The organism is Paraclostridium bifermentans (assembly GCF_019916025.1).
Lineage (GTDB): Bacteria > Bacillota > Clostridia > Peptostreptococcales > Peptostreptococcaceae > Paraclostridium > Paraclostridium bifermentans.
The window spans coordinates 1,840,385-1,866,821 of the sequence record NZ_CP079737.1; the positions used below are offsets into that span (position 1 = coordinate 1,840,385).

The 26,437-nt window shown below is 25.7% G+C and carries 31 protein-coding genes, 1 riboswitch and 1 other annotated feature; of the genes, 11 read left to right on the plus strand and 20 right to left on the minus strand.

What is annotated here, in order from left to right:
• Positions 1 to 22: 22 nt before the first annotated feature.
• The 4 genes from moaA to alr form a co-directional block, all read right to left on the minus strand.
• Positions 23 to 979 carry a GTP 3',8-cyclase MoaA gene (moaA, locus tag KXZ80_RS08900; RefSeq protein WP_038285247.1) on the minus strand — a complete coding sequence of 319 codons (957 nt, stop codon included), beginning with the start codon at positions 977 to 979 and terminating at the stop codon, positions 23 to 25.
• The gene (locus KXZ80_RS08905; protein ID WP_021433129.1) at positions 963 to 1,463 is read right to left on the minus strand and encodes a MogA/MoaB family molybdenum cofactor biosynthesis protein; all 501 of its coding nucleotides are present in this window, start codon (positions 1,461 to 1,463) and stop codon (positions 963 to 965) included. The genes moaA and KXZ80_RS08905 overlap by 17 nt, the downstream gene beginning before the upstream one ends.
• Before the next feature lie 132 nt (positions 1,464 to 1,595).
• Complete coding sequence (locus KXZ80_RS08910) at positions 1,596 to 2,525, minus strand: S66 peptidase family protein (RefSeq protein ID WP_021433130.1); 930 nt, start codon at positions 2,523 to 2,525, stop codon at positions 1,596 to 1,598.
• Between the two features lie 2 nt (positions 2,526 to 2,527).
• Positions 2,528 to 3,667: an alanine racemase gene (gene alr, locus KXZ80_RS08915; protein ID WP_021433131.1), complete on the minus strand. Its 1,140-nt coding sequence runs from the start codon at positions 3,665 to 3,667 to the stop codon at positions 2,528 to 2,530.
• Between the two features lie 138 nt (positions 3,668 to 3,805).
• Here alr and KXZ80_RS08920 point away from each other — a divergent pair, with 138 nt between their 5' ends.
• Complete coding sequence (locus tag KXZ80_RS08920; protein ID WP_021433132.1) at positions 3,806 to 4,603, plus strand: M55 family metallopeptidase; 798 nt, start codon at positions 3,806 to 3,808, stop codon at positions 4,601 to 4,603.
• Positions 4,604 to 4,627: 24 nt separating this feature from the next.
• Here the strand turns inward: KXZ80_RS08920 and KXZ80_RS08925 are convergent, their stop codons facing one another.
• The 3 genes from KXZ80_RS08925 to KXZ80_RS08935 form a co-directional block, all read right to left on the minus strand.
• On the minus strand, positions 4,628 to 5,182 hold the full coding sequence (locus tag KXZ80_RS08925) for a flavodoxin domain-containing protein (RefSeq protein ID WP_021433133.1): 555 nt from the start codon (positions 5,180 to 5,182) through the stop codon (positions 4,628 to 4,630).
• Positions 5,183 to 5,249: 67 nt separating this feature from the next.
• Positions 5,250 to 6,473: an MDR family MFS transporter gene (locus tag KXZ80_RS08930; protein ID WP_021433134.1), complete on the minus strand. Its 1,224-nt coding sequence runs from the start codon at positions 6,471 to 6,473 to the stop codon at positions 5,250 to 5,252.
• Positions 6,474 to 6,646: 173 nt separating this feature from the next.
• A complete protein-coding gene (locus tag KXZ80_RS08935) occupies positions 6,647 to 7,543 on the minus strand; it encodes a DMT family transporter (RefSeq protein ID WP_038285250.1) in 897 nt (298 codons plus the stop codon).
• A 270-nt stretch (positions 7,544 to 7,813) separates the two neighbouring features.
• On the opposite strand from KXZ80_RS08935, the gene KXZ80_RS08940 reads away from it, so the two are divergent.
• Both KXZ80_RS08940 and KXZ80_RS08945 read left to right on the plus strand, forming a co-directional pair.
• A complete protein-coding gene (locus KXZ80_RS08940) occupies positions 7,814 to 8,197 on the plus strand; it encodes a hypothetical protein (protein ID WP_021433136.1) in 384 nt (127 codons plus the stop codon).
• Between the two features lie 125 nt (positions 8,198 to 8,322).
• Positions 8,323 to 8,886 (plus strand): manganese efflux pump MntP, encoded by a 564-nt coding sequence (locus KXZ80_RS08945; protein ID WP_021433137.1) that lies wholly within the window; start codon positions 8,323 to 8,325, stop codon positions 8,884 to 8,886.
• 49 nt (positions 8,887 to 8,935) lie between these two features.
• Here the strand turns inward: KXZ80_RS08945 and KXZ80_RS08950 are convergent, their stop codons facing one another.
• The 5 genes from KXZ80_RS08950 to KXZ80_RS08970 form a co-directional block, all read right to left on the minus strand.
• Positions 8,936 to 10,726: an ABC transporter ATP-binding protein gene (locus tag KXZ80_RS08950; protein ID WP_021433138.1), complete on the minus strand. Its 1,791-nt coding sequence runs from the start codon at positions 10,724 to 10,726 to the stop codon at positions 8,936 to 8,938.
• A gap of 16 nt (positions 10,727 to 10,742) precedes the next feature.
• Positions 10,743 to 12,455 (minus strand): ABC transporter ATP-binding protein, encoded by a 1,713-nt coding sequence (locus tag KXZ80_RS08955; protein WP_021433139.1) that lies wholly within the window; start codon positions 12,453 to 12,455, stop codon positions 10,743 to 10,745.
• A 123-nt stretch (positions 12,456 to 12,578) separates the two neighbouring features.
• Positions 12,579 to 12,716: a hypothetical protein gene (locus KXZ80_RS08960; RefSeq protein WP_021431338.1), complete on the minus strand. Its 138-nt coding sequence runs from the start codon at positions 12,714 to 12,716 to the stop codon at positions 12,579 to 12,581.
• A 71-nt stretch (positions 12,717 to 12,787) separates the two neighbouring features.
• Positions 12,788 to 13,912 (minus strand): putative manganese transporter, encoded by a 1,125-nt coding sequence (locus KXZ80_RS08965; RefSeq protein ID WP_021433140.1) that lies wholly within the window; start codon positions 13,910 to 13,912, stop codon positions 12,788 to 12,790.
• A gap of 205 nt (positions 13,913 to 14,117) precedes the next feature.
• Complete coding sequence (locus KXZ80_RS08970) at positions 14,118 to 14,750, minus strand: hypothetical protein (RefSeq protein ID WP_021433141.1); 633 nt, start codon at positions 14,748 to 14,750, stop codon at positions 14,118 to 14,120.
• Positions 14,751 to 14,964: 214 nt separating this feature from the next.
• Here KXZ80_RS08970 and KXZ80_RS08975 point away from each other — a divergent pair, with 214 nt between their 5' ends.
• On the plus strand, positions 14,965 to 16,191 hold the full coding sequence (locus tag KXZ80_RS08975; protein ID WP_021433142.1) for a sodium/glutamate symporter: 1,227 nt from the start codon (positions 14,965 to 14,967) through the stop codon (positions 16,189 to 16,191).
• Positions 16,192 to 16,283: 92 nt separating this feature from the next.
• Positions 16,284 to 16,529 carry a hypothetical protein gene (locus KXZ80_RS08980; protein WP_021433143.1) on the plus strand — a complete coding sequence of 82 codons (246 nt, stop codon included), beginning with the start codon at positions 16,284 to 16,286 and terminating at the stop codon, positions 16,527 to 16,529.
• 19 nt (positions 16,530 to 16,548) lie between these two features.
• Here the strand turns inward: KXZ80_RS08980 and KXZ80_RS08985 are convergent, their stop codons facing one another.
• Entirely contained in the window at positions 16,549 to 16,923 is a 375-nt protein-coding gene (locus KXZ80_RS08985) for a hypothetical protein (protein ID WP_021433144.1), read from the minus strand.
• Positions 16,924 to 17,099: 176 nt separating this feature from the next.
• On the opposite strand from KXZ80_RS08985, the gene KXZ80_RS08990 reads away from it, so the two are divergent.
• Positions 17,100 to 17,684, plus strand: a complete 585-nt coding sequence (locus tag KXZ80_RS08990) for a hypothetical protein (protein ID WP_021433145.1) — start codon at positions 17,100 to 17,102, stop codon at positions 17,682 to 17,684.
• A 38-nt stretch (positions 17,685 to 17,722) separates the two neighbouring features.
• Here the strand turns inward: KXZ80_RS08990 and KXZ80_RS08995 are convergent, their stop codons facing one another.
• The 6 genes from KXZ80_RS08995 to KXZ80_RS09020 all read right to left on the minus strand — a co-directional run bounded on the left by KXZ80_RS08995 (position 17,723) and on the right by KXZ80_RS09020 (position 22,935).
• Positions 17,723 to 17,902 carry a hypothetical protein gene (locus KXZ80_RS08995; protein ID WP_021431345.1) on the minus strand — a complete coding sequence of 60 codons (180 nt, stop codon included), beginning with the start codon at positions 17,900 to 17,902 and terminating at the stop codon, positions 17,723 to 17,725.
• 482 nt (positions 17,903 to 18,384) lie between these two features.
• Positions 18,385 to 18,607 (minus strand) — a binding site (T-box leader).
• Between the two features lie 67 nt (positions 18,608 to 18,674).
• The gene (locus KXZ80_RS09000) at positions 18,675 to 19,535 is read right to left on the minus strand and encodes a hypothetical protein (protein ID WP_021433146.1); all 861 of its coding nucleotides are present in this window, start codon (positions 19,533 to 19,535) and stop codon (positions 18,675 to 18,677) included.
• Positions 19,536 to 19,655: 120 nt separating this feature from the next.
• The gene (locus KXZ80_RS09005) at positions 19,656 to 20,345 is read right to left on the minus strand and encodes a radical SAM protein (protein ID WP_021433147.1); all 690 of its coding nucleotides are present in this window, start codon (positions 20,343 to 20,345) and stop codon (positions 19,656 to 19,658) included.
• Positions 20,338 to 20,925 (minus strand): ECF transporter S component, encoded by a 588-nt coding sequence (locus tag KXZ80_RS09010; protein WP_021433148.1) that lies wholly within the window; start codon positions 20,923 to 20,925, stop codon positions 20,338 to 20,340. Before KXZ80_RS09010 ends, KXZ80_RS09005 begins: the two co-directional genes overlap by 8 nt.
• Complete coding sequence (locus KXZ80_RS09015) at positions 20,926 to 21,894, minus strand: nucleoside hydrolase (protein ID WP_021433149.1); 969 nt, start codon at positions 21,892 to 21,894, stop codon at positions 20,926 to 20,928. It lies immediately after the preceding gene.
• Positions 21,895 to 21,993: 99 nt separating this feature from the next.
• Positions 21,994 to 22,038: riboswitch (PreQ1 riboswitch) on the minus strand.
• 747 nt (positions 22,039 to 22,785) lie between these two features.
• Entirely contained in the window at positions 22,786 to 22,935 is a 150-nt protein-coding gene (locus tag KXZ80_RS09020; protein WP_021433150.1) for a hypothetical protein, read from the minus strand.
• Positions 22,936 to 23,130: 195 nt separating this feature from the next.
• Here KXZ80_RS09020 and KXZ80_RS09025 point away from each other — a divergent pair, with 195 nt between their 5' ends.
• The 3 genes from KXZ80_RS09025 to KXZ80_RS09035 all read left to right on the plus strand — a co-directional run bounded on the left by KXZ80_RS09025 (position 23,131) and on the right by KXZ80_RS09035 (position 24,483).
• Positions 23,131 to 23,586 (plus strand): hypothetical protein, encoded by a 456-nt coding sequence (locus KXZ80_RS09025; protein WP_021433151.1) that lies wholly within the window; start codon positions 23,131 to 23,133, stop codon positions 23,584 to 23,586.
• Between the two features lie 124 nt (positions 23,587 to 23,710).
• A complete protein-coding gene (locus KXZ80_RS09030; RefSeq protein ID WP_156344341.1) occupies positions 23,711 to 24,133 on the plus strand; it encodes a hypothetical protein in 423 nt (140 codons plus the stop codon).
• A 149-nt stretch (positions 24,134 to 24,282) separates the two neighbouring features.
• The gene (locus KXZ80_RS09035; RefSeq protein ID WP_038285253.1) at positions 24,283 to 24,483 is read left to right on the plus strand and encodes a hypothetical protein; all 201 of its coding nucleotides are present in this window, start codon (positions 24,283 to 24,285) and stop codon (positions 24,481 to 24,483) included.
• A 46-nt stretch (positions 24,484 to 24,529) separates the two neighbouring features.
• Here KXZ80_RS09035 and KXZ80_RS09040 read toward each other — a convergent pair whose 3' ends face one another.
• Entirely contained in the window at positions 24,530 to 24,685 is a 156-nt protein-coding gene (locus KXZ80_RS09040) for a hypothetical protein (RefSeq protein WP_021433153.1), read from the minus strand.
• A gap of 134 nt (positions 24,686 to 24,819) precedes the next feature.
• Between KXZ80_RS09040 and KXZ80_RS09045 the strand changes: the two genes are divergently transcribed.
• A complete protein-coding gene (locus KXZ80_RS09045) occupies positions 24,820 to 25,143 on the plus strand; it encodes a hypothetical protein (protein WP_021433154.1) in 324 nt (107 codons plus the stop codon).
• A 747-nt stretch (positions 25,144 to 25,890) separates the two neighbouring features.
• Positions 25,891 to 26,346, plus strand: a complete 456-nt coding sequence (locus tag KXZ80_RS09050; protein ID WP_021433155.1) for a hypothetical protein — start codon at positions 25,891 to 25,893, stop codon at positions 26,344 to 26,346.
• Positions 26,347 to 26,437: the final 91 nt, after the last annotated feature.

Below are 26,437 nucleotides of genomic sequence, written 5' to 3' on the forward strand. Positions count from 1 at the left end.
TTTAATATATATCTTTAATTTTTTAACCACCTATTTGATTCATATTTCTTTTTGTATCACTCTTTTTATTCTCTATTAATTTATGTTTTTCTGGTTTTTCATATATATACTTTTCTATCAAATTAGTAAACTCATTCTCATCGTTTAAATACTTATTAATATCTAACTCTTCACTTGAATGTAAACACAATTTTACTTTCCCATTAGAAGTCATTCTTATTCTGTTACATTCACTACAAAACGAGCAACTCATAGGTGTAATTATTCCTACCTTACCTTTTGAATTTCCGAGTTTATAATAAGATGCAACACTTTTTTCTTCATTTTTTATGGGTTTTAAGTTTTCTATTTTATTTAAAGCTTCTTTTAAATTGATATATCCATTCTTAAATATTTTTAAACCTTCTCCTATAGGCATCAATTCTATAAATCTAACATCTATTTCCTTGTTTTTTGTTAAATTTATAAATTGATTTAGTTCATCATCATTTAATCCTTTTATTAAAACACAGTTTATTTTTACTTTTATGCCTAATTCCACACATCTATCAATTGATTTTAATACTTCTTTTAAGTCTCCACCTCTAGTTATTTTTTTATATTTATCTTCATCTAAGGAATCCAAACTTATATTAACTTTTTTTAATCCATTTTCTTTTAACTTATCTATTTTTTCATAAAGACCTATAGCATTTGTTGTTATACATATATCATCGATATTACAATTTTCTTTTGTGTACTTTATAAGGTCTTGTAATTTATCATAAATAAGAGGTTCTCCACCTGTAAATCTTACCTTTTTTATTCCTAATTTTGAAAATCCTTTAATTATAAATTTATAATTTTCAAAACTTAATATATCATTTATGTTCTTATCAAATTCAAATTTTTTAGGCATACAATAAATACAACTTAAATTACATTTGTCGGTTAAAGAAATTCTTAAGTAGTCTATTTCTCTGTTATACTTGTCTATCATTTGCACACTCCACAGCTTCACCTTTTAGTATATCTATCCCATGTCCTATGGTATCTATTACAAATTCGATGCTTTCTATTGCTCCTTTAGGACTCCCTGGTAAATTTATTATAACCGTATTTTGTCTTATCCCACTTACACCTCTACTAAGCATTGCTCTCTTAGTTATTTTACAAGATTCCATTCTTATGTATTCACTAATTCCCGGAATCTCCCTTTCAATAACTTCCTTTGTAGCTTCTGGAGTTATATCTCTTTTAGAAAATCCAGTACCTCCATTAGTTAATATCAAATCTACATCTAAATTACATAATTTTATAATTTCGTTTTTTAGCTTTTCTTTATCGTCAGGAATCATAGTGTAATATTTAACTTCATATTCTTCTTTGACATTTATAAAGTCAGCCAGTTTCTTTCCTGTTATATCTTCTCTTTTACCTATAGAACCTTTGTCACTTAAAGTTATTATCGCTACATTGAACATATATCCACCTCTTTAAATCTCTTATGTATATACATAATTCTACCATATATTTTTTATGTTAGATAGTAACCTCTTTTAATATCTTTAAGTTAAAAACAGCAGTTACATAAAATTTTATGTAACTGCTGTTTTCTATCTACTAAAATATATATTTTTATTTGTAGCATCTAATTTGCAATTTACGCCTAAAGGTATACTTATCATTGGATTACAATGTCCTGATTGCAAGTTGTATATACAAGGTTTATTGTACTTTTTAACTCTATCTGATAGTAAATCATATAACTCATAATCATCAGCTTTTTCTTTTTTGCAATCTTCAAAATCTCCAAATATAATACCTTTACAATCCTCAAATTTATCTCCTAATTCTAATTGTGTAAGCATTCTATCTATTCTATAGATTTGTTCTCCAACTTCTTCTATAAACAAAATTTTATCTTTAGTATTAATCTCATATTTAGTTCCCATAGTACTTGCTATCAATGATAAATTACCACCTATTATTTTTCCTTCTGTAACTCCCTCTACTATAGTATATAATTCTTCTCCCATAGGATTTTCTATAGCTAAGTTATCTTTCATATTAATCATATTTTTAAAAGAATTGTAAGTAAAGTCATGCCAGTTTGGTGATGTTGATGCCATTATTCCATGGTAAGTTACCAAATTACAATATTGATTAAAAGCTATATGAAGTGCAGTTATATCTGAGTACCCAATAAATACTTTTGGATTTGCTTTTATAATATCATAGTTTATTTTATCAAGTATTCTAGGTGTTCCATATCCACCCCTAAGACATAAAATCCCATCAACTTCTTTGTCTTTAAACATTATTTCTATATCTTTAACTCTTGTATTGTCATCACCTGCTAAATATCCTTTATAGCTTAGATAGCAAGTATCTCCCATTTTTACTTTATATCCAAAACTTTCAATGGTTCTTTTTATTTTGTCAATTTCAAAGTTTAAAGAATCCTTGCTCTCAGGTTTATATGGACTTGATGGTGCTATTATTCCTATTGTATCACCCTTTTTTAACTGTTTTGGAAATATCATAGTTAATCATCCCCCATTATATAGTTTAAACTTTTTATTATTTTATTATTTTTCAAATAAATTTTATCAACTCTTCTTGAAGTTAATACAAGTATTTCATTTCTATTTGTATCACATAAGTTTGCAATCTCTAAAATATTAGGTCCATTTTTCCCATAAAAGACAACATCTTTTTCATAATCACTTTCATTTATACCACTTATATCTATAATCATTTGATCCATACAAATTTTACCTATTATATTGCATTTTTTATTATTTACATATACATAACCTTTATTTGATAGGCATCTCGGTATTCCATCTGCATATCCACACGGTATAATACCTATTTCCATATCTTTATTTGCTATGTATGAATAATCATAACTTACACCTTCACCTTTAATAAGCCTTTTTACTTGTATTATTTTTGATTTAAATGTAATAGCTTCAAGCAAATTTAAATTTGATTTACGGCTATTATATCCATATATACTAGATCCAACCCTAACCATATCTAAATGAAAATCCTCATAAGCTACCATACCTATACTGTCACATATATGATTTATAGGTATATCTTTATATTTTAAAATTTCATCTAATATGTTTTTAAACTTATTGAATTGTTCATAATCAGATATCTTATCTTTAAGTGCTAAATGGGAGAAAATTCCTTCCACAAATATATGATCTAAATTTATAATATCTTTTATATCTTCAATAGTAGATTCATTAATTTTAAACCCTAATCGATTAAATCCTGTATCTATTTTTATATGAATCTTGCCTTTAATATTTTTCATCTTGCAAATACCATTAATTATATTAGCTTGCTTAATTGAAAACACTGTAATTGTTATGTTTTTTTTAATAGCCAGCTCCAAGTAATTATCTGGAATATATCCCATTACTAAAATGGGTAAATCTATATTATTTTCTCTTAATTCAAAAGCTTCACTTATAGCTGCAACACATATATAATCTACATTTTCTTTGTCTATATTTTTGCATAGTTCAACTGCTCCATGCCCATATGCATCTGCTTTAACTACTATAGCTAATTTTGTATTTTTTGAAATATATTTTTTTATCTCACATATATTTTTATTTATTATATCTAAATCAATCTCTAAATAAGTTTCTCTTGTCAAATTCATAAGTTTCCTCCATTAATATGCTTTTTATATGTATATTTTAAAATTTAAATAACTATATCTATTATATGAAAATTAAAATTATTAATAGACAGTCCTCTTAATAATTTTAATTTTAATAAAGATTAGGGGGAAGATTTTATGAGAGTATATATAAGTGCCGATATAGAAGGTACGTGCGGAATTGTAAGTTGGGAGGAAACTAACCTTAATTGTGCTCATTCAGAATATCATAAAACTCAGATGACTAAAGAGGTTAAATCAGCTTGTGATGGAGCCAACGCAAATAATTGTGATTTTATTTTAGTAAAAGATGCTCATGATAGCGCTCGAAATATTAATCCATCTTTACTTCCTACAAATGTAAGTTTAGTTAGAGGATGGACTAATGGTCCTCTTATTATGATGGCAGGTATTGACCCTACTTTTGATGCAACTCTTTTTATAGGATATCATAGTGGAGCTAGTCAAGATGGAAACCCACTTTCTCATACAATGAATAGTTCTAAATATGATTATGTAAAGATAAATGGCGAAATCGCAACAGAATTTATGGTAAATGCATATACAAGTGCTTACTTTAATGTTCCTGTAGCATTTTTAAGTGGAGATGAACTGCTTTGTAAAAATGCTAAAAAACTAAATCCAAATATAGTAACAGTTCCTGTATCAAAAGGAATTGGAAATGCATCTATCTCTATACATCCAGATATAGCTTTTAAAAATATAAAAGATGGTGTTGAGCAAGCTCTATCAGGTGATCTTTCTAGACATATAATAAAACTCCCTGATTTATTTGACATAGAAATCAAATTTAAAAATCACTATGATGCTTATAAAGCTTCTTTCTATCCGAAATGTAAGTTAATAAATACTCAAACAATATCTTTTTCAACAGATGATTATTATGAGTTTTTAAGAATGTTTTTATTTATTTAAAGAAAGTGCTAATGATAATTAAATTTAATTATCATTAGCACTTTTATATGCATTGATTTTATCTATCAATTCTTTTATAGATTTTTTATCAGTTAAGTCTATTTTTTCTTCAAATCCCCTTAAAACAACTTTATCATCTTCTGTTAAATCTGATTTAGTCTTTTTGTCTATCATGCTTTTTAGTGCTTTCATCATAATTTTGTCTATGAAGCTTAGTGAACTATAATCTAATCCTCCTTTAAAATTGTAAAATCCAACATTTTTTTCTTCTATATTTTTAAAGTTATTTTTTATTAATGATTCTTTTCTATTTTCACTTATACTTTCCATTCCAACTGAAAAAATATAAATATTCTTATCTTTTATTTTATTATAGTTTTGGTCAATAAAGTTTAATCCATTTATTTTTCCCCTATATATGCCACCTCCAAATATTATAGTTTCATATTCGTCTAAATGTTTTGACCTTATATCGGAAATTTCATATAAATCTGCATCTAACTTCAAAGCAATCCATCCTGCATATTTTTTTGTACTACCATATTTAGTTTTATATATTACTGCAATTTTTTTACTCATATAAACACCTCATCTTACAGTTATTTCTTCTTATATATACTTATATGACTCATTTGTTCATTTTCCTTTAATTATTTTTCATACTCTTTTTTATCATCATCATCGTAATCATTCCAAAGGTAGCAACTGTTGCAACAATCATCCATCCTACAAATATATTGTATTTTTCTATCATATCACCCATAATCATAGGTCCTATTGCAAATCCGATCCCTGATATTAAAGGTAGTATCGAACTTATTCTTCCTCTATGTGATGCTGGAGTGTTATTCGCAATAAACGTTCCTTGATTTATAACTATTAAAATTTCTCCTATTGTCATTAAGAATACACCTATAAAAAATAAAACTACAGTATTTACTATTCCAAACATAAAAAATGCAATTGCATAAAATAACCCTCCAATAGACATCGCTTTTAATACATTCATTTTTGTTGTTAAAGATGTAATTATAGGTGTAAATACTATAACTACTACTCCATTTATTCCACCTAGCAGTCCATAAAGTTTTGCTCCATTTGATCCAAATAAATCCTCTAACTGTATGGGTAATGCAAATCCCCACTGTGAATATGAAAAATAGTACATCAATACTCCTAAAGAAAAGATTATTAGTGTAGGTCTTTGAATCAAAACCTTAAATGCAGAACCTTCTACCTTTTGTTCTAAATCACTTAAAATTTCTTCACTTTCATAATTTTCATCATTTATTTTTCGTTCTTTTACAAATAAAATTATTAAGGCCAATGCTATTAAAGTTGTAATTCCATCTCCTATAAATATAAGTGGTAAGTAATTTTCATATAAAAGTCCCCCTAATATAGGTCCTATGCAAAACCCTATATTACTTCCCATATATAAAAGAGAATACGAAGTTTTTCTATTTTTATATGTTGTTATATCTGCATTTAAAGCTTCAAATGCAGGTGATGAAATTGAATATAGACAGGATGACAAAATCATTATTTTTGCCATTGTTATCGAAGGTTTCATAAACCCACAAGCTATAAGTGTTAAGGCTCCAAGAAACTGACAAATAATTATAACTTTTCTTCTTCCTATCGTATCTGCTAATTTCCCTCCAAATATCATTGCAGGTGCTTGAAATGCAGATAGTATTGTTATAAATACACCTGCTTCAGATACTGATAAGCCAATTTTTTGAGTTAAAATTAAAGCCATTAGAGGATGTACAAAAGCTCCAAGGCTATTTACAATCCTTCCAATAAACAAAACATATACTTCTTTGGACAAACCTTTATATGTTTTTAACAAATTGGTAATTCCCATAGCATTCCTCCTAATAAATTGATTCATACTCTATAATTATATTACTTTTAACTCATCCAAAATCACTTTAATCAAAAATCACTTTAATAAATTCGCAATTTTCCAAATATTATAAAATCAAAATAAGTCATATTAAAATATTCAAGCTATATTAACATGACTTATTCAATGATTTATTCAACTTCATTAAGTTCTAATGAATCTTCTGTTTTTAATAAAAATGATAATTTTGTTTCTGCGCAAATAATAGCTGTAAATATAAATAAACTTCCCAAAATCATTCTAAGCGTTATTATTTCCTTTGCTATTATTACAGAAAAAAGCATTCCAAATATTGCTTCAGTGGATAATAATATTGCTGTTTTAGTTCCATCAACTTTAGTTTGGCATATAGTTTGTCCAAGAAAACATATAGTTGTATTGAATACACCTAAAAATAGCACAGATCCTATTGTTGAACTGTTTATAGTAGTACTTAATTCTCCTGCAAAAACCTGTAATATCAACGATAGTAAAAATGCTGTTGCCATTTGTATACATGTAAGTACGACAGGATCGTGTTTTTTTGTAAATTCACTAGTTAAAAATATATGCATAGCAAACCCTACTGCACATATTAATGTCAGTCCATCTCCAAAACTTATACTAAAATCTGACTCTAATGAGATTATTCCTATTCCTATAAGTGCAATTAAACTACTTATAATTCCTATTTTTTCTATCTTTCGTTTATATAAAATACATCCTACAAATGGTACTATTACAACATTTGCAGCTGTTAAAAATGCACTTTTTGCTGAAGTTGTATATTTCAATCCAAACGTCTGAAAAGAAAATGCTATAAATAAAAATATACCAAGTAATACCCCTGAAATAATATCTTTTTTATTTATATTTCTAAGTTTTTTAAAGAATATTACACTTATTAAAAGTGCACCTATAAAAAACCTACCTGTCATTAATTGAAATGGAGTAAGTCCATTTTCCAACCCAAGCTGAGTTGCTACAAATCCACTTCCCCAAATCAGAGATACTAATAATAACCCAATTTCTCCACTATACTTTTTTATAAAAAACCCCTCCTTTTTTACCCACTCATATTATTATATTATTTATTTAGCACTTTTTCTATAATCTACAAAAACTTTATGTATAAATTTTCATAATTGTAAAAAATTTCGCCCATTTATATAATTATATAAAAATTATTCATATTTTTGATGTATATAATATTTTAGAAAATATAAAACTTTCGACGTTTTTTGCTATCCATTTACATATTTTGTCACGAGTGCTAAGATTTAATTATTAAATCAATTATTCTTAAGGAGATGTTAAAAATGACTGTTAAAAACGAAGTAAAACACATAGAAGACGAATTTAAAAAAGATGTAGAATGTTTAAAATCTAGACATGAAGATAAAAAAGAACTTAGACATGAAAATCATGAAGAACATAAATTTGCTAAAGAATTAAAGCATCAAATGAAAAAAGAAGAAAAAGAGTTAGAAAAAGAATGTAAAAAAGAATCTAAGGAAATAAACAGTGAAATAAAAAAAGAAGAACATGATGATCACAAGTTTGCTAAAGAATTAAAACATGAAATGAAAAAAGAAGAAAGAGAACTAGAAAGAGAAGAAAGTAAAATAATAAAAAATGAAAATAAAGAAATAAAAAAAATAGATAAAGAAATAAAAAAAGAATTAAAACAATTAGAGAAATAGTTTAAAAAGCGTGCCTTACAAATAGTAAAGTACGCTTTTTTTAAAAACTTGGACTATTTGCATATCTATCTATATATATATTAATATTGAACTATTTTATTTTAATATATATAGGGAGGATTTTCATGAGCATAACTTTCATATTAATGACTTCTGTTGCACTATCTATGGATGCATTCACTGTATCATTGTCTAAAGGTATGTGTATAAAAAAATTAGATTTTAAACTTGCTCTTAAAATTGCATTTTCTTTTGGATTATTTCAAGCTTTAATGCCTCTTATCGGTTGGAAAATAGGGATTGGATTTTCTGAATATATAAAGTCTATTGACCACATAATAGCATTAATTTTGCTATGTTTTCTAGGCCTAAATATGATTTTTTCAAAAGATGATGGTTCTAAGTCATCTAAATTAAGTAATTTTGATATATTTATTTTATCTATAGCTACTAGCATAGATGCTCTTGCAGTAGGCATTAGTTTTTCATTTTTAAATATTTCAATACTGCCTATAATACTTTGCATAGGCATAATAACATTCATACTTTGTTTTTTAGGTGTATTAATAGGAAATAAGGTGGGAAATTTTCTAGGAAGTTTTGCTAAATTTTCAGGAGGAATAATACTTATTTTAATAGGTTTTAATATTTTTAACGAACATACTGGTTTTTTAAATTATTTCTTTTAATTACATATTTTAAGTTTTAAGGTGACATCTATCAAATCTAAATGTCACCTTAATTCATGTTGTCTCCATTTAGTGAGCATATACTATCGTAGTAAATGCCTTTTTTATTCATTAATTGCTCATGCGTTCCACTTTCAGCTATTACCCCTTTATCTACTACCATTATGTTATCGCAATATCTTATAGTGCTTAATCTATGTGCTATTATTATACTGGTTTTGTCTTTCATCGCATATTTTATAGCTTCTTGTATTTTTCTTTCTGTATTAGTGTCTATACTGCTTGTAGCCTCATCTAAAATCAATATTGGTGATTCTTTCAGTATAGCTCTTGATATACTTATTAATTGTTTTTGTCCTATACTTAAACTATCTCCGCCTTCTTCTATCCATGTATCATAATTGTTTTTTAATTTCATTATGAAACTATGCGAATTAGAGATTTTACATGCATCAATTACATCTTCCTTTGTAGCATCTAATTTTGAATACTTTATATTGTCTAAAATCGTCCCATTAAATAAGTATATATCTTGTAATACAATTGATAAAGAGTTGTTAAAGTATTCTTTATCATAATCGTTAATATCATATCCTCCTATTAAAATCTTTCCTTTATCATGCTCATATAATCTATTTATAAGATTTATAATAGTTGTTTTGCCACTTCCAGTCGTACCTATTATGGCATTGCTTGTTCCATCTTTAATTTTAAAGTTTAAATCCTTTAATATATAATCACCTTTTCCATATTTAAACCATACATTTTTAAATTCTATATCCCCTTTTAACATATCTTTACTTTTAACACCTTTAATTACATGTTTTTCTTTTACCTCTTCATCTAATATTTCAAAAACTCTTTCGCATCCAGCTATTGATATCTGAAATGTATTAAATAAATTTGCAAGTTCATTTAAAGGCCTAGTAAATTGCTTTGTATAACTTAAAAATGTAGCTATAGTTCCTACAGTTATTATATTCTTTATTGAGAGGTATGCCCCTGCTACTGAAATAAGCGTAAATGATATGTTTGTAATAACATTCATCATAGGCATAAGTAGCGAACTATATATCTGTGCTTTTAAAGATTCTCTTAAAAGCCTATCATTTATTTCATTAAAGCTTTCTACTGAGTCTTCTTCATAGTTAAAAGATTTTATTACATTCATATTTTTTATATTTTCTTCTATATGTGAATTTAATAACCCTAATTCTATTTGTTGGTTTTTAAAAAATGACTTACTTCTTCTCGCAATAAATTTGCTTAGTATAATAACCAGAGGCATTGTAATTATACTTAATATTGTAAGCTGAGGGCTTAATATAAACATCATAATTACGGTTCCAAAAATAGTTATAATAGATGTAATTATCTGAGCTATTGAACTTGATATTCCACTACTTATATTATCAATATCATTAGTTATCCTACTCATTAAATCTCCATTTTTATGTTCATCAAAATATGCAATAGGCAATGTTTGGAGCTTTGAAAAAACAGATGATCGTATTTTTTTTATGACCCTTTGAGACATATTTATTATTATAAATTCCTTAAATAAACTTACAACTGAGTCAATTAGATAAAAACTAATTAAAGCTCCCAATGTTATTTTAAATATAGATTTTCCAAGTACATTCATATCTATTATATCTATGCACTTTCCTATTAAAAGGGGGATTAATATAACAATTAAACAATCTAAAAAAACTAAAATACTTATTAATATTAATGTCTTTTTCTCATTATTAAAATATTTTAAAAGTCTTAAAATTGTCTTTCTCGTATTTTTAGGTTTCTTCCTTGGCGTAAATCTACTTTCAATCTTACTTTTCATTGATTACCCACCACCTTTATACATCTGGCGATATTTGAGAGTTATATATTTCTTTATACATATCACATTGTTTTAATAGACTGCTATGATTATCAAAACCGACTATTTTCCCATTTTCTAAAACTATTATTTTATCCATATCTAATATAGAACTAATCTTTTGAGAAACCACTATGTATGTAGTATTATCTAGGTAGTTTTTTATGTTGTTTTTAATTCTATTTTCAGTTTTTATGTCCATAGCACTAAATGAATCATCTAAAATTAAAATTTTAGGATTTTTTATTAATGCTCTAGCTATACAGACTCTTTGCTTTTGCCCTCCTGATAAATTAGCTCCATTTTCTCCAACCATTTGTTCATATCCACCTTCAAAATTCTTTATAAATTCATCACATTCACATATTTTGCATATGTCTATAACCTTATCTAATGAAGCTTTTCTATTTCCCATTTTTATATTATTAATTATAGTTTTATTAAACAAAGTACTTTTTTGTGGAACTAATCCAATATACTCTCTTAAGTTTTTGCTATCCAAGTCATTTATATCATTTCCATCTATATTTAAAATTCCTTTGTCTATTTTATAAAATTTCATTATTAAACTTATTAAGGTTGTTTTTCCGCTTCCTGTTGGTCCAATTATACCTATATGTTCTCCTTGATTTATTTTGAAACTTATATCGTTTAATACTTTCTCATTATCAGTATATGAAAAATTCACATTTTTAAATTCTAAACTACCACTGATATCTATTTTTATATTTCCTCTCTTATCTATATCATTTTGAGTATCTAAAACTTCTATAACTCTTTCACTAGACGCTTTTGCTCTTATAAAGACATTAAAAATATGAGCTATCATAAGCAATGAAGTTAATATTCGCCCTATATAATTTATATAAGCTACAATAACACCTACTTCAATTTCATTTTTTAAAATTAATTTTGATCCTAAATATAATATAGCTGCTATTATTATATTTGAAATTAAAGTTATTGTTGGTTTAAATACAGTACTAATTTTCATAGCTTTTTCAGTTACTTCTAATAAATCCATGTTCACATTTTCAAATTTTTCTTCTTCATACTTTACCCTATTAAATAACTTAACGATTCTTATGTTACATAGATATTGCCTTAAATTTGAATTTAAATTGTCTAAAGATATTTGAACTTTCTTAAAATAAGGTGTTCCTATATTTAAATTTATGATAATTATGCCAAATATAATAATTATACCAACTAATAATACTATTGAAAGTTTTAAATTTAGCTTCATAGCCAATATAAAACTACCTATGCAAAGTATAGGAGCTTTTATTATAATTCGCATTAATCCATTTACAAATTGTTGTATTTGGTTAATATCATTGGTACTCCTAGTTATTAAAGATCCTTTTGTTATTTTATCTATATTCTCAAATGAGTATGAATTTATATGTTCAAATATATCGCTCCTTAAATCTCTAGCAAATTTTTGAGATACATTTGTTGAAATTATACTTCTTAAAATAGCAAAAACGGCTCCTGCTATTGTTATCACTACCATTAAAAATCCTTTGTTTATCAGATAATTCATATCTTTATTTGCTATACCTATATCTATAACGTTAGCCAGTATCGTAGGTTGCATCAAATCACAAATAGCTTCAAAGCTAACCAACACTATGCCTAAAATAAATAAAACAAAATATTTTTTCATATAAACCATAAAGTGTCTCACAAGCACACCTCCCCAATATATTTATATGTACTTTATACTATTTATTATATCCATTTTACATTTTATAATAAATCATACATTTTAAAATAATAAAAAAGCTATCTCATAATCATGAGATAGCTTCTATTTTTTATTTGATAAAAAATATCCAATCCATATTCCAAGTGCCAAAGTAATAAGTGTTGTAAAATTTATTCTTGTAAATAACACTCCAGCTAAAACCCCAATCGCTATTCCTACAATCATACAATTATTTTTCATATACTCCTCCATAATAAAACCTATATTATAGAATATGAATATATGATTATAAATTAACCATAAACTTTTTTCTATATGAAATAAATTAATAATCCTACTATAATTGATGGAATTGTGGTTATTATAGTTGCCCATAAAGCAGACTTTTTATCCATAGCTAATAAAGGAAATAATGCATCTCCATCTTGAGATATACTATTTGCAACTAATGCTGCAAAAGGTAAGCTTCCTTTTAAATAAAATGACATAACTACAATTTGAACGCCACATCCTGGTACAATTCCAAGTGCAGCTCCAGCAAATACACTTATAACCCCTGCTCCTAATATTAAGTTTACTAGTGCTTCTTCTCCTCCAGCCATAAGTATAATTAAATCATATAACACATATGCTACAAAGATCCAAACAATTACAAATGATATTTCACTTACAGAGTGTATTAAAGTTTCTTTTAACGACATAAGTTTATGTTCATTCTCTTCAAAATTTTCATTTTCAATAACTTTTTTAGTCATTATCATATATACAAAAGATGCTACTATACCTACTATAGCTATTATCTCTTCAAATGAATGCATAGCTTCTATAAACCCAAACTCTAAACCTGAATGTGCTAGTATCATAAATATACATCCAGTTATAAGCAGTAATAAATATATTTTATATCCTATTCCATGAACTATTTCATGTGCTATGTGGTAAAATCTTCTACTTTTTTGAATATCACATGAATTAGAGTTTGATGTTCTTGAACAATTATTAGATTTACTTTTATCCAAATTAGACTTGCATTTATGTAGTTCTAACTTTTCTTCGGTTTTAAAATAATCAACTATGTATCCAGTTAAAATACCAACTAAAAAACTTATAATCGTTACTAAAACATATGCTTTAAAATCAGTTGTCATCATTAAAAATGCACTATCTCCCATGCTAGCAATTAAACTTGCTATTATTGTTCCAAAAGTTACCTTATTGCTTATAAATAATGGCATTAAAACTATACTTCCCCCACATCCAGGAAGAGCTCCTAACAAAGCTCCAAATAGCGGTTGTAATTTTTTATTTCTACTTATTATTTCTACAAAACTTCCGCTTGTTTTGTAGTTTATAAATCCAAATAATAATATAGACATGCTGACTAGTGATCCTACATGTAAGAAAGTCTCTTCAGCACTGTTTATCAGTATACTCATAAATCATCCTCCGAAAATTTTATATTTTAAATTATACTACTTTATTTTTCATTTGTAAATGATTATCTATATCATTTGTATTTTTACCTATATTTAATTTATGTCCAATGCATTTCATGTTAATCATTTTTTATTGAATATTAGTATTGAATAAAGTATTTATAATAATTTTCTCACAAAAAAATAAAAAAGTAAAATAGACAAGCTATTTTACTTTTTTATTTTTTTGATCTATGATTGTTTTAGTTGTGTCTATATCCTTTGCTATACATCTTTGTGTATTTAATCTTTCTCCTACTAACATAGTAGACATTAATGTTTTTAACTCTTCTACTAATTTGTGGAACTCTTCTGTATTTTCTAAATTTTTCTCTTTATCTATTATTGTTTCTGTAGTATCATTTCCTTTTACTACATCTACTTCTTCATTTAATTTTTCTTCATTTAGCATAGTGTTAACTAAACCTTTAGCTTCATCTGCTAATTTTTCAATTTCTTCCATGCTTATATGTTCATCTTCTTTTTGGTCTATTATAGTTTTAGTTGTATCTATATCTTTTGCTATACATCTTTGTGTATTTAATCTCTCACTTACTAATAACTCTCCACCTACACCCTTTAAATTTTCAACTAAATTAGTTAAAGACTTATATAGTTTTCTCATTTCTTGTTCATCAAGTTCTCTTTTTTCTTCCTTTGGTTCTATTATTGTCTTAGTTGTATCTATATCTTTTGCTATACATCTTTGAGAGTTTAATCTTTCACTTACTAACATAGTATCCATTATGCCTTTTAACTCATCCTTAAACTCTTTTAATAATTCATTTATTTTTTTCATATTTACCACCCCGCAAAATATTTTTATATTATATATATTACCCTATTTTGCCATAATAAAACAAGATTTTATTTAAAATTTTACCATTTAAATTAATTGTCGATTATTGTAGCCCGTTTTTCGCTATTTTTATATGTTTTACTATATTTTTTTAAATATACTTTCATTAATTCCAAGTTACAGTCATATAATTTTCTCTAGGAGGTGCTTTGATTTGAATGTAAATCTAAATTTGATATCTACCTTATCTATAGCTATAGTCTTTTTCATAATTGGTACTTTCTTAAAAGATAAAATTAAATTTTTTTCAAAATTTTGTATACCATCACCAGTTATAGGAGGATTGCTTTTTACACTTTTGTCATTATTATTAAGAATTTTCAATATTGTAAATATTAGTGTCTCTCAAAATTTTATATCTATATTTATGACTGTTTTTTTCACAATTTTAGGGCTCAATGCTAGCTTTAAACTTGTAAAAAAAGGTGGTAGCTTGCTATTTAAGTACTGGATTCTCTGTGGCTTTTTAGCACTTTCTCAAAATATAATAGCAGTTTCGATAGCTAAAATCACTAATATTCATCCATTAATAGCTCTTATGTGTGGAACTATTTCAATGGAGGGTGGACATGGAAATGCAGCTGCATTTGGAAGTACTATCGAGAAAATGGGAATAAACGGCGCCGTAACCATAGGTCTAGCTTCTGCAACTTTAGGTATAATAATAGGCGGACTTTTAGGTGCTCCAGTTGCCCGATATCTAATTGAGAAACATAATTTAAAACCTAAGTTTAATCCATACCCTAAGTTATATAATAAAAAATCTAATTTCTTAACTAAAAACTTTTTAACAAGAAATTCTAAGTCTAACATTTTTACAACAATAAACTTTTTTGAACACACGTTAGTTATTCTTCTGTGTTTAAACTTCGGAAACTTAATTGCAAAAACAATATATTTAAAAACATCTATTGTTATACCAAGTGTTGTAGGTTGTATGATTGTTGCTTGTATATTTAGAAATTTCAATGATAAAGTTAAATTAGTTAATTTAAATTTTTATATATTAGATTTTGCAAGTGATATTGCACTTTCAATGTTTTTAATAATAGCCCTTATGAGTATAAATCTATTAGATTTAGCAACTATTGCAGGTCCTATGCTTTTAATAATTTTTGCTCAGGTTATATTCATATTAATTTACTCAATTTTTGTATGTTTTAAAGTATTAGGAAAAAATTTTGATGCAGCAGTAATGATATCAGGTATTATAGGTCATGGAATAGGAAATACACCTAATGCATTAGCTAACATAAATTCGGTTACCCATAAATATGGTCCATCTGAAAAAGCATCATTGATAGTCCCTTTAGTAGGAGCATTCTTGTTGGATATTTTTTCACTTCCATGCATAATAATTTTTATAAATCTTTTTAAATAAATTACATACTAATTCGTAACATTTGTTACAGATTTTTTTATTTGTTTCATATATAATAATCTACATAATTTATAACTTAGGAGGATTTTTTTATGTCTTGCGGATGTGCAAATACAAATAAGAATGATGGAAAGCAAGTTGTTGATTTAGTTAGAAGTAAAGATAAGGGTGATTTTCCATTAAGAACACCACATGAAATTGTTTGTTCTAATTGTGAAAATACATTTATCATGAACACACATGTTGATAAATGTGATCATTGCAACATGACTTATGGTGTTACACCTTGTAGTTCTATGAATAAGGAAAATATTAAAGCAGCTGGTATAAATTATTAAAACTCCCATTTAGGGAGTTTTATTTAAATTGGTTTTCGTTTAAATTTTCATCTTCATTATCAATTTTATTTATAAATTTACTCATTTCTTCATTTGATACATGTTCTTCATTGTCATAACTTAGTCTATTACTATTAAATTCTTCTATTTTAGATTTTAATTCATAGTCTTCATTTTCTTCTTCTATATTATCTAATCCATATCCATAATCATCATAGTCATACTCTTCTTGCTTTGCTTTAGCTTTTTTATAGACCATTGTAGCTCCTATAGTTGCTGCTCCTATTCCTAAGGCTGTAAGTGTTGTTATTTTTGCAGCTTTATGTCTTTTAGTCTTTCTCTCCAGTTCTTTTTTCTCTTCTTTTATATTTTTATATATTTTTTTAGCTAGCATATAAAAAACTCCCTTCATGTATTTTTGTTATAACTTTAATCCATATTAGTATTTGGAATTATTTTAAAAAAACACAATTAATTATTGTTATATTAGGAAATTTTATGCTATACATATTTTTTTAATTGTTTTAATATATTATTAGTAATACATTAAAACATAAAGGAGGTTTCATTTTGTTATTTTATAAAAAAGAAGTTCCTAGATACTTAATTTTAACTACAAACATACTTATATTATTATATACAGTTTCCTTAATATACTTTATTTTCTTTGGAGAATCATTTCAAATCGCACCTTGTTTTTGCTCTCTAATGATAACTGTATTTATAAAGTTTACAACGAAAAAATTTATAAATGTAATTTCTCCTATTTTAATTTTTTCAATACTTATATTTATTTTATTTTCATCTTACTTGGGTTCCAGTTTCGATTTTTATGGAATAATTAACCACTATGATGATATAATGCATTCTCTATCAGGTGTTTTAGCCGTTTTATTTGCATATGATGCCTTTGTGCTACTAAATTCTAATTCAAATACTATAATCGACAGAAAAGTTATAATTGTATTTACTTTTTGTTTTAGCATGGCTATAGCTGGTTTATGGGAGATATCTGAATTTTTAATAGATAGTTTCTTTGGAACAAATATGCAAGTTGGTGGACTTGCAGATACAATGCATGATATGATAGATGCTTTTATTGCTTCAGTCATAACTATACCTTTATACGAATTGTTTTATAAAAAATATAAATAAACAAAAATAAACCTCACAAATGTGAGGTTTATTTTTGCTTATTTGTATTCCCCGTCTGAGTATTTCTTTAAAATATCTACAAATCCCATTATCTCTAAATTTGCATCAGTTCCATTCATTATTTGATTATAATACCAATTTGCAAATTCTGGATCTGCTAAAGTTTCATTTAATTTTACAAAATCTAACTTTCCATAGTTTTGATTATTCTCTTTCATTATTACCCTCTCCTTAAAATAATATTATTTAACCTATACATATATTGTTTATTACTTTATTATATTCATCCCTTTTATTATTTACTTGTAAAATTTTTTTATAAATCTTTTTATAAACTAATCACAATTTTATTTACTAATTAACATAATTTAATCTTTTTCAATTGCGTTTTTTTGCAATAATTTTTTACATCTGTTTTTTGGGTACAACAAGTAATCCTGTTTCAATATTTTTATATTTTTTAATCAAATCTATTTTCTCAGGAATTAAGTTTTTTGACTTTTTAATTTTAACTATTTTTATAATATTATATTTGCATATTTTAATATACTTTTTTTATCTTCCATGGTAGAATATAGTTGTATAAATGTACCCAATTTTACATTTTATTGCAATATTATCCTTGTTTTAATTAATATGTTTTAGTTATTACTGTAATTAATTGTAGCTAAGTAACAAAAAAAGACCCTCGTACCCTTAAAAAAGGGACGAAAGTCTTGTTATCCGCGTTGCCACCCTAGTTGTTTATATTTATAAAAATATAAACCTCCTCAGTCCTGTAACGTAGGTTTACGACTAATCTTACTATTATTTCGGACTAGTAGCTCCGGAATGGATTCAAAAACCATTGTAATGAGTTCTCACCAACCACTCACTCTCTGAATACAAACTTGCTTTTTACTATTTTCCTTCTTAGCTATATTCTTTATTCTATTTAATAAATATTATAGTACATATCCAATCAATTTTCAATACAAATTATTAATTTTTTTATTTTAATAATATTACTTCATTTAATTTTAAATTTACTTCGACAGTTGTATTGTCTTTTACATCATCGTAAATATATCCTATTACCTCTAGTTTCTTTGCATCATTAGAGTGTACAGAACTTAAACTTACATCTTGAGATTTTTTTATTACTTCATATGAATCCAAATAGGTTACGTTAGTATACTCATTTTCATCGTTTAATTCTGCAACTTCTAAAACTACACTACCTATATCCTTATCTGAGATATTCTTTATTGTAATTTTAGAGCTATACCCACCATTAACTTCACTTACAAGCTCTGGTTTAGATATTCCTAATATATCATATTTTGCATCTTTTACAATTCGCTCTCTAGTAGTTGATATATCCATTTTATTAGTTTCTAAATCTACACTTACAAGTTTATTTCCTAAGTTATATGAGTATCCTGTAACTTTAATATCTTTAGTATACTTTTTATGTGCAGCTTGTATATATGCACTTTCATTTGGTTTTAATGTGATTTTGCATAAAGCTTCTGTTTTTGCCAATGCAGTGTTTTCTTTATCATATTCTCTAAATGTTAGTTCTATGTTTCGAATATTAAAGTCACTTGTATTTGTAACTTTAGTTTTTGTATCTATAAGATTAAGTTCTTCACTATTTCCACTTTTACTTTCATTTATTATTTCTGTTTTACCTATTTTCAATACTTTAGCATTTTTTTCATTTATATCAATGTTCACACTCTCAGATTCTATTTTTTTATTTATATTATTATCAGTAATACTTTCATTTGATGAGCACCCTGAAAGCATGCTAACTGTAACCATTAACATTGTACATATTATTGATGTCTTATTTATAATGTTGTTCATATATTAGCACCTCAGTTCTTCGTCTTTGTTATTATATTATACTATATATGAACTTAGTTCCATATTTTTTTAAAATTTTTTCATATTTATTGTAACATTTTTCCCAAATTCATACATATTTTATTCACCAACTCCAAAATCAGTATTATTATAAAGCACTTCTATTTTTTCATTTTCATCTAAAAATTTGTACTTTTCTTTAAACCAAGTAACTAATTCTTCATCTCTTTTTATGCTAGAAGTGTTATTTATAAATACATTTATAGTAGCATGTTCAAAGTTATTTAAAACTATATCCATATCCCTGTCTATCATTTCTTTTGTCTGCCCCTTTATTCCTACCATCATACAAGGTGAATCAAAGTAAGTTTTTAACTCATCTATAGTTTTAAACTTAGCATTTTTCTTTAAAAAATCATTTCTAAAGTTATAATCAAAACTTTCTACTCCAGTTTTAAATATTATAGGTATATTGAAAAACCTTCTCATTTCATCTAACCTATTTTTATAGCACCAGTGACTTTCTAAAAATAACTTTTCTATGTTTTTTTCTATTATAATGCTTTTGATTCTATCTAAAGTATCTTTGGGAAGTTCAAAACAACTGCCTGAGTTTATAACTTCTAATACTTTATATTTACCTGTAACATTTTCTAATACTTCAAAATTCAATCTATTCATATCTTCTTCATCATTGTCATTATCTAGAGTATAATCACAAAATGAACATTTACCCCATTTACAAGGAAATCCTTTTAGAAGCACTATTTCACGTTTATTTTTATTATTGATTTCACTATATCTATCCATTATTTATCTCCATATAACTATTTTTAAATTTTAATTTATTTACTACATTTTGTGGAACTAATGAAACTGCATATTTTACAATCATAACTGCTATAATTTTATCTGTATAGTCAGTTAAAACTTGTGTTAAAAATACTCCAGCAACTTTATTAACCCCAAATGCGGATAAAATTTGTACTATATATGATGATCCTGATGAAGTTACTCCTCCAAATGCAAATGCTGCTATTATAGCACTTAATATAGAAGTTGGGACTGAAAAAGCCATTACTCCTATGAATATTTTACCACCTTTTAAAAAGCCTTTTTTGAACATAATTCCACATATTAATCCCGTTGATATTTGAACTGGCATAAAAAATAATGAGTATATGTCAAACGTCATTCCACTTACAAAACTACCTAAAACTCCTGTTAAAACGGCATATCTAGGGCCTAGTATACAAGCTATAAATATAGTTCCAATTGAATCTAAGTATATAGGTAATCTTAATGTCAGTGCTATAAATGCACCAACTACATTTAATACAATACCTAGAGCGATTATTGTTACTTGATATGTAGATAGAGATTTTTTCATTTAAAGTAATCCCCCTATCAATTCAATTTTATCTATATATTTAGGAAACAGCCTTTTTAAAAACATACGCATGAATTTTTTTTCATCAACTTCCGTAAGCACTATACTATTATTATCTCTTTTGTAAAAATCAAAAGAATCTACTATACTCTGCCCCATAGCTATTCCACTTTCAACTATTTCTGTGTATGATTCAAATCCATCACACAAGCTTCTATCTATAAAATACGCTACAGCTAATGGATCATTTATAACACATCCAATTATGCCTTCTTGGTTCCAATGAAAATCAATATAAAACCTTGTTATTTGTGTTATATATTCAGCTAAGTTTTTATCTAACCTATTTATAAATTCGATAATGTTTGGTGTTAATACTATTTTCCTAGTTACATCTAGCCCTATCATGTGGATTTTTTTAGGTAAATTTTTGTAAATATATTCAGCTGCATGTGGATCAACCCAATAATTAAATTCTGCAACAGGTGAACAATTACCATGTATTTTAAATGCACCGCCCATAGATACAAATTCATCTAAGTTTTTAAAAGCATTTTTGTCTTTTATAAGTGCTTTAGCAATATTGGTCAATGGTCCAAGAGCTATTATAGATACATCTGCATTATTCTTTAGTGTTTCTATAATAAAATCTACTCCTCCATATTTTATAAACTTATTAGGTACTTTCTCATAGAAATTTTCTCCAACACCATCTTCTCCATGTGTGTCTTGAGCTGTTACAAGTTCTCTTTTTAGGGGATTTTCTTCTCCAATATATACATCTATGTTTTTATCAGAAAATCTATGAAGTGTATATAGAGCATTTTCAGCTCCCATCTTAGCAGGTACATTCCCGCTGCAAGTCGTTATGCCCAATATTTCTAATTCCGGTGAATTTATAGCTAATAATAAAGCTAATGAATCATCAATACCTGGGTCACAGTCAATTATTACTTTTCTTTTTTGCATAACAAATGCCTCCTTAAAAAAATTATTAATAAGGAGAACCTTACAACTTTTAATTTAAAGTCATAGCTAAGGATATGTCTTATATACTGCCACTATATAATTACCTTAGTTTTTTATACTTGGAGGTTCTCGAACAAGTCCCAACGATTTTTAATAATTGTTGGAATTTCATTATTTTAATAGAGTTGTTTTATACCAAATAAGATAGCTGTAAATAAAACCTGTTTATTTATAGTTTTACCAACAACTTACTTTTTTGCATGTTGTTTATTATACTACTAATTTCCAAAGTATTCAACTATACTTTTTATTCATTCCTTTTTTATAAAGTTTGTCATATGCTATAGCATGCGAATCGAACATATAACAAATGTAACACAGTTAACTTAGGGAAATATGAGTGTAGTGTTTGTGTTAGCTCATAGCATCATGCCCATAATATGTTCTATTTTAAATATACGTAAAAATATAAATGAGAGTACCTTCTCTCCTATTTTATGCTGTAATTTCTTTCTCGTTATCACCTATATATTTAAATGTATTGTACATACTTTTAGTTACTACTATTTGAGTTTTACATATATCAATATGAACTTTTTTTCAGTAGATGAACTTATTTCTTTATACATATAGTTTCTTCTTTCTCAAGCATTCCCAATATACTTAAGTTAGCTTCTAATAAATGATTATTTCTTTTATCTAAAAATAAACTAAGAACATCATCATATTTATATTTAAGTTGATATTCAGTTCACTAATTTAAATTCATAGGTATATCATCTAATTATTTTATGCCAACGTTTCTCCATGTTTCAGCTAGTTTAGTTTTAGCCCTTATATAATGAACCTTTGGTATTATAAATTAGAATTGTGTATATAACATAAACTTTTTTATTTTTTTATATGATCCAATACTTTTTTAACTATAGTATTTATATCTTTTTTAGTAATTCCGTAATAACAAACTATAGACATTTTTATATTGCCTTCTACAGTGGTGTTTAACTGTAGTTCTATATAATAACTTAACCCAGTTTTCATAATAATTAGTTTACTATTATTTAAAGGCTTTCCTATTTTGAGTCGAAAATTTTAGTCTTTATTTTCCTTTCTCTTCTATCGTAAAATTAACTTTCATATCAATCGCCTAAAAATCATTATATTTTTATTTTAAATTTTCCAAACCTATAATTTACTTATTTCTACATATACTACTTAAAAAAAGGAGGTTAATTTATGTTGTTTAAAAAAATAAGTATTGTTTTGGCCATAACTTTGACTTTATTTGCAGTTAATATAAGTTTATCCCATGCTTTTAATACTTCTGTCCCTGCTCCTATTAGCAATCAATATATTAAGGACTTAGAATTAATTGATAATAATATGTACATTCTAGTTAAATATATAGTTGCTGGAAATTACAAAGAAGATAAAGTTGAAAAAGACATTAAATTTATAGAAACAGCAATTGATACTTTAACAGTTAACACCGCAAAGCTTACTCAAAGTGATAATGATGCCATTCTCTCTATGCAATCCATATTAAATTATTATAAAATTTCGCTAATCAGGTTAAAGTCCTATTTTGAAACTAAAGATCCTGATAATTTAATTGATGCGATTACTTCATTTTCTACAGCTTATGACTCTTCAAACAAACTAAGGGAAATTATAGGTGGAGCGGGAAAATAAAATCCCGCTTTTTTAATTTATTTATTTTCTAATATTTTCAATAATATGATTTAGCTATATACACATACTATTTAAGAAAGGATGTGTGATTATATTGTTAAAAAAGTTTAGTATCATTATACTTTTGACGTTAATTATTTTTACAAGTACTGCTAGTTTCACTCATGCACTTAGTCTTGTTCCTCCAAGTACATCTGATAATCAATATATTAAAGATTTAGAAATAATTGATAACAATATGTACCTTTTAATTAAAACGATAATAATGGGAAATTATAAAGATACTGAAATTAATAAAAGCATTAAATTTATAGAAACTTTAATCGAGGATTTGAACATAAAAGCTTCAAAACTTCCTCAAAAAGACAACGCCGCAGTATTAGCTGTAGAGTCTATATTAAACTTTTATAAAGTATCTTTAATTAGATTACAATCATATTTAGAAACTAAAGATCCTGATAATTTAATGGATGCTATCAATATATTTTCACTAGCTTCAACATCTTCAAATAACTTAAGCGAAATTATAGGCGAAGCGGGAAATTAATTTCTCGCTTTTATTTTGTATAGTTATTGATTTCATAATATAAACATTAATAATATATCTTTTATTACGATCATTCTAAAAATCATTATATCTTTAATTCTTATAACTTAATTTTTTCTACATATACTACTTAAAAAGGATGTGTAATTATGCTATTAAAGAAATTTAGTTCTATTCTATTCATAGCTTTAATTGTTGTTCTATCTTTTAAATCTATATTAAATTGTTACAAAATCACTTTAATAAAATTAAGTCCATATTTAGACACTAAAGATACTGATAATTTATCTGATGCATTTACTTTATTTTCTTCAAATTATAGTTCTTCAAACAAACTGAGTAAATTATAGGTTAAGGGAGAAAATAAAATCTCGCTTTTTCAATTTATATAGCCATTTATATAGCCCCTAATATAACTGGTCCTAATAAATATGTAGCTGTTACTATCATCGTAACTTTCGTTCCATAAAAATCTAATGATGCTAATTTTTCATTTTCAGAACAGATATTCAGTAATTCAATTTCTATAAATCCGACTAATATTTCTTTCAAATTAAGATCCTAAGTGCTTTAATTTTTAAGTTATAAATATAAATTTTATTTTATATTTAGTTAATTTTTGCTATTTTAATTATCGAATATTTATATCTTTACTAGTTAAACTATACTAGAAAGGTGGTTCAAGTATGAAAAAGAAAATAATTGTTCTTTTATTAGTTTCATGCTTTTTATTAAATATATCTAGTAATACAGCTCATGCTCTTAATGTATTTAAGGAAGGTGTATATAAAGTTGCAGATTTAAATTTTTCAGAAGACAATAAATACATGGTTCAAAATGTTTCTCAAACTGAAGATGCTTATCTTCAAGTATTTGATGAAAATCAAGTTTTAGTTCAGTCTATTAGATTTCAACCAAACTCTGAAAAATTTAATTTAGTTAAAATTACACCTGACTTTAGAATAGTAATCGTAGGCGGAGGTTCTATTTACATTTATCCAGTTAAATAATATTTCTGATTAGTTATACTAGATTAAAGTATTCTTAATGATTCTTTAAGGAAGAAAAAATAAAGCAGAATAAATTAAAAGTTCAAATTTTATTACAGAATGATCACGATTTGATCTGTTTAAATAGTTTGAATAAGCATTACTTTTTGTAAAATTTACTTTTTATATAAAAGCATTCAAATTTTAAAAATTATTTTGCATAATATGTTCCTTCTATCAAAATCTAAAATGTAAGTTATATAAAATAAAAAAGGAATCGTAATAATATTACAATTCCTTTTTTATTTTAAGTTTAAAACATTTATTAATTATTATTATTTTTTTTACTTGATAGTTTACAGTCTTATAAGTTATATGAGTTCCTGTTTGTTCATCGTTATCATACTGGACAACTTCTAACTTGTGTTTACCTTCTTTTAATAAATCATCTTATAGTGTTATTGTAGTCTGAGTCATTTCTCCAAGTTGTTCTTTAGTATTAAGCATCCCAGCTATATAAACATAAGATAATTTGCTACCATCTAAATTTTCAGCTGATAACCCTATTTGCTCTAATAGAATGTCTTGTCCTACAAATACAATCGGAGTATTTTCATTTTTATAAATCAGTAATAGTATACATCATTCGTATTATTGCAATTTATATTTATTTGTCATTTTAAAAATTTTATATTTTTATAATTATTATATGTAGAAAATAATTTGACTATTTTCTACATATAATAATTATAAAAAAGGTGATTAAATATGTATTTAAATAAATTATCTATTCTTACTACTATAATCTTGTTTGTTTTTATAAGTAATATAAATGCATCCTACTCTATTGAAAGATATCCATCGGATTCATCATTAGCTTCTATTTCTAAAGACTTAGATTTTTTAGATAGCAATATGTACGTATTAGTAAAATCTATTTCTACAGAAAACTTTGATACAAGTGGCGCTAGAAATCAAATTAGTTTTATAAATTCATTAATATATGATTTAACTGAACAATCTTATAATTTATCAAAAGATCAAGCTGATGTTGTCGCGGCTTTGCAAGCTATCTTAGGTTTTTATAAATTATCTATAATAGAAGCTAATAAATATATAGATTCCAAAGATTCAGATGATTTAATAAGTTCCATAAATGCTTTTTCAATGGGCTATACATCTTCTATTAACTTAAGAAACATAGTATTTAGGCAAGCAAATTAATTTTCTATAATAAAAAAAGCTCCTTATTTAAGGAGCACTTTTTATTGTAATCTAAAATGTCTATTTTTATTTTTATATTATTTCTGTTATT

Excerpts from the sequence above, each read along its gene's own strand:
- moaA (WP_038285247.1), bottom strand. The coding sequence starts at position 979 with ATGATAGACAAGTATAACAGAGAAATAGACTACTTAAGAATTTCTTTA.
- KXZ80_RS08905 (WP_021433129.1), bottom strand. The coding sequence starts at position 1,463 with ATGTTCAATGTAGCGATAATAACTTTAAGTGACAAAGGTTCTATAGGT.
- KXZ80_RS08910 (WP_021433130.1), bottom strand. The coding sequence starts at position 2,525 with ATGATATTTCCAAAACAGTTAAAAAAGGGTGATACAATAGGAATAATA.
- alr (WP_021433131.1), bottom strand. The coding sequence starts at position 3,667 with ATGAATTTGACAAGAGAAACTTATTTAGAGATTGATTTAGATATAATA.
- KXZ80_RS08920 (WP_021433132.1), top strand. The coding sequence starts at position 3,806 with ATGAGAGTATATATAAGTGCCGATATAGAAGGTACGTGCGGAATTGTA.
- KXZ80_RS08925 (WP_021433133.1), bottom strand. The coding sequence starts at position 5,182 with ATGAGTAAAAAAATTGCAGTAATATATAAAACTAAATATGGTAGTACA.
- KXZ80_RS08930 (WP_021433134.1), bottom strand. The coding sequence starts at position 6,473 with ATGGGAATTACCAATTTGTTAAAAACATATAAAGGTTTGTCCAAAGAA.
- KXZ80_RS08940 (WP_021433136.1), top strand. The coding sequence starts at position 7,814 with ATGACTGTTAAAAACGAAGTAAAACACATAGAAGACGAATTTAAAAAA.
- KXZ80_RS08945 (WP_021433137.1), top strand. The coding sequence starts at position 8,323 with ATGAGCATAACTTTCATATTAATGACTTCTGTTGCACTATCTATGGAT.
- KXZ80_RS08950 (WP_021433138.1), bottom strand. The coding sequence starts at position 10,726 with ATGAAAAGTAAGATTGAAAGTAGATTTACGCCAAGGAAGAAACCTAAA.
- KXZ80_RS08960 (WP_021431338.1), bottom strand. The coding sequence starts at position 12,716 with ATGAAAAATAATTGTATGATTGTAGGAATAGCGATTGGGGTTTTAGCT.
- KXZ80_RS08965 (WP_021433140.1), bottom strand. The coding sequence starts at position 13,912 with ATGAGTATACTGATAAACAGTGCTGAAGAGACTTTCTTACATGTAGGA.
- KXZ80_RS08970 (WP_021433141.1), bottom strand. The coding sequence starts at position 14,750 with ATGAAAAAAATAAATGAATTATTAAAAGAGTTTAAGGATGAGTTAAAA.
- KXZ80_RS08980 (WP_021433143.1), top strand. The coding sequence starts at position 16,284 with ATGTCTTGCGGATGTGCAAATACAAATAAGAATGATGGAAAGCAAGTT.
- KXZ80_RS08985 (WP_021433144.1), bottom strand. The coding sequence starts at position 16,923 with ATGCTAGCTAAAAAAATATATAAAAATATAAAAGAAGAGAAAAAAGAA.
- KXZ80_RS08995 (WP_021431345.1), bottom strand. The coding sequence starts at position 17,902 with ATGAAAGAGAATAATCAAAACTATGGAAAGTTAGATTTTGTAAAATTA.
- KXZ80_RS09000 (WP_021433146.1), bottom strand. The coding sequence starts at position 19,535 with ATGAACAACATTATAAATAAGACATCAATAATATGTACAATGTTAATG.
- KXZ80_RS09005 (WP_021433147.1), bottom strand. The coding sequence starts at position 20,345 with ATGGATAGATATAGTGAAATCAATAATAAAAATAAACGTGAAATAGTG.
- KXZ80_RS09010 (WP_021433148.1), bottom strand. The coding sequence starts at position 20,925 with ATGAAAAAATCTCTATCTACATATCAAGTAACAATAATCGCTCTAGGT.
- KXZ80_RS09015 (WP_021433149.1), bottom strand. The coding sequence starts at position 21,894 with ATGCAAAAAAGAAAAGTAATAATTGACTGTGACCCAGGTATTGATGAT.
- KXZ80_RS09020 (WP_021433150.1), bottom strand. The coding sequence starts at position 22,935 with ATGAAAACTGGGTTAAGTTATTATATAGAACTACAGTTAAACACCACT.
- KXZ80_RS09025 (WP_021433151.1), top strand. The coding sequence starts at position 23,131 with ATGTTGTTTAAAAAAATAAGTATTGTTTTGGCCATAACTTTGACTTTA.
- KXZ80_RS09035 (WP_038285253.1), top strand. The coding sequence starts at position 24,283 with ATGCTATTAAAGAAATTTAGTTCTATTCTATTCATAGCTTTAATTGTT.
- KXZ80_RS09045 (WP_021433154.1), top strand. The coding sequence starts at position 24,820 with ATGAAAAAGAAAATAATTGTTCTTTTATTAGTTTCATGCTTTTTATTA.
- KXZ80_RS09050 (WP_021433155.1), top strand. The coding sequence starts at position 25,891 with ATGTATTTAAATAAATTATCTATTCTTACTACTATAATCTTGTTTGTT.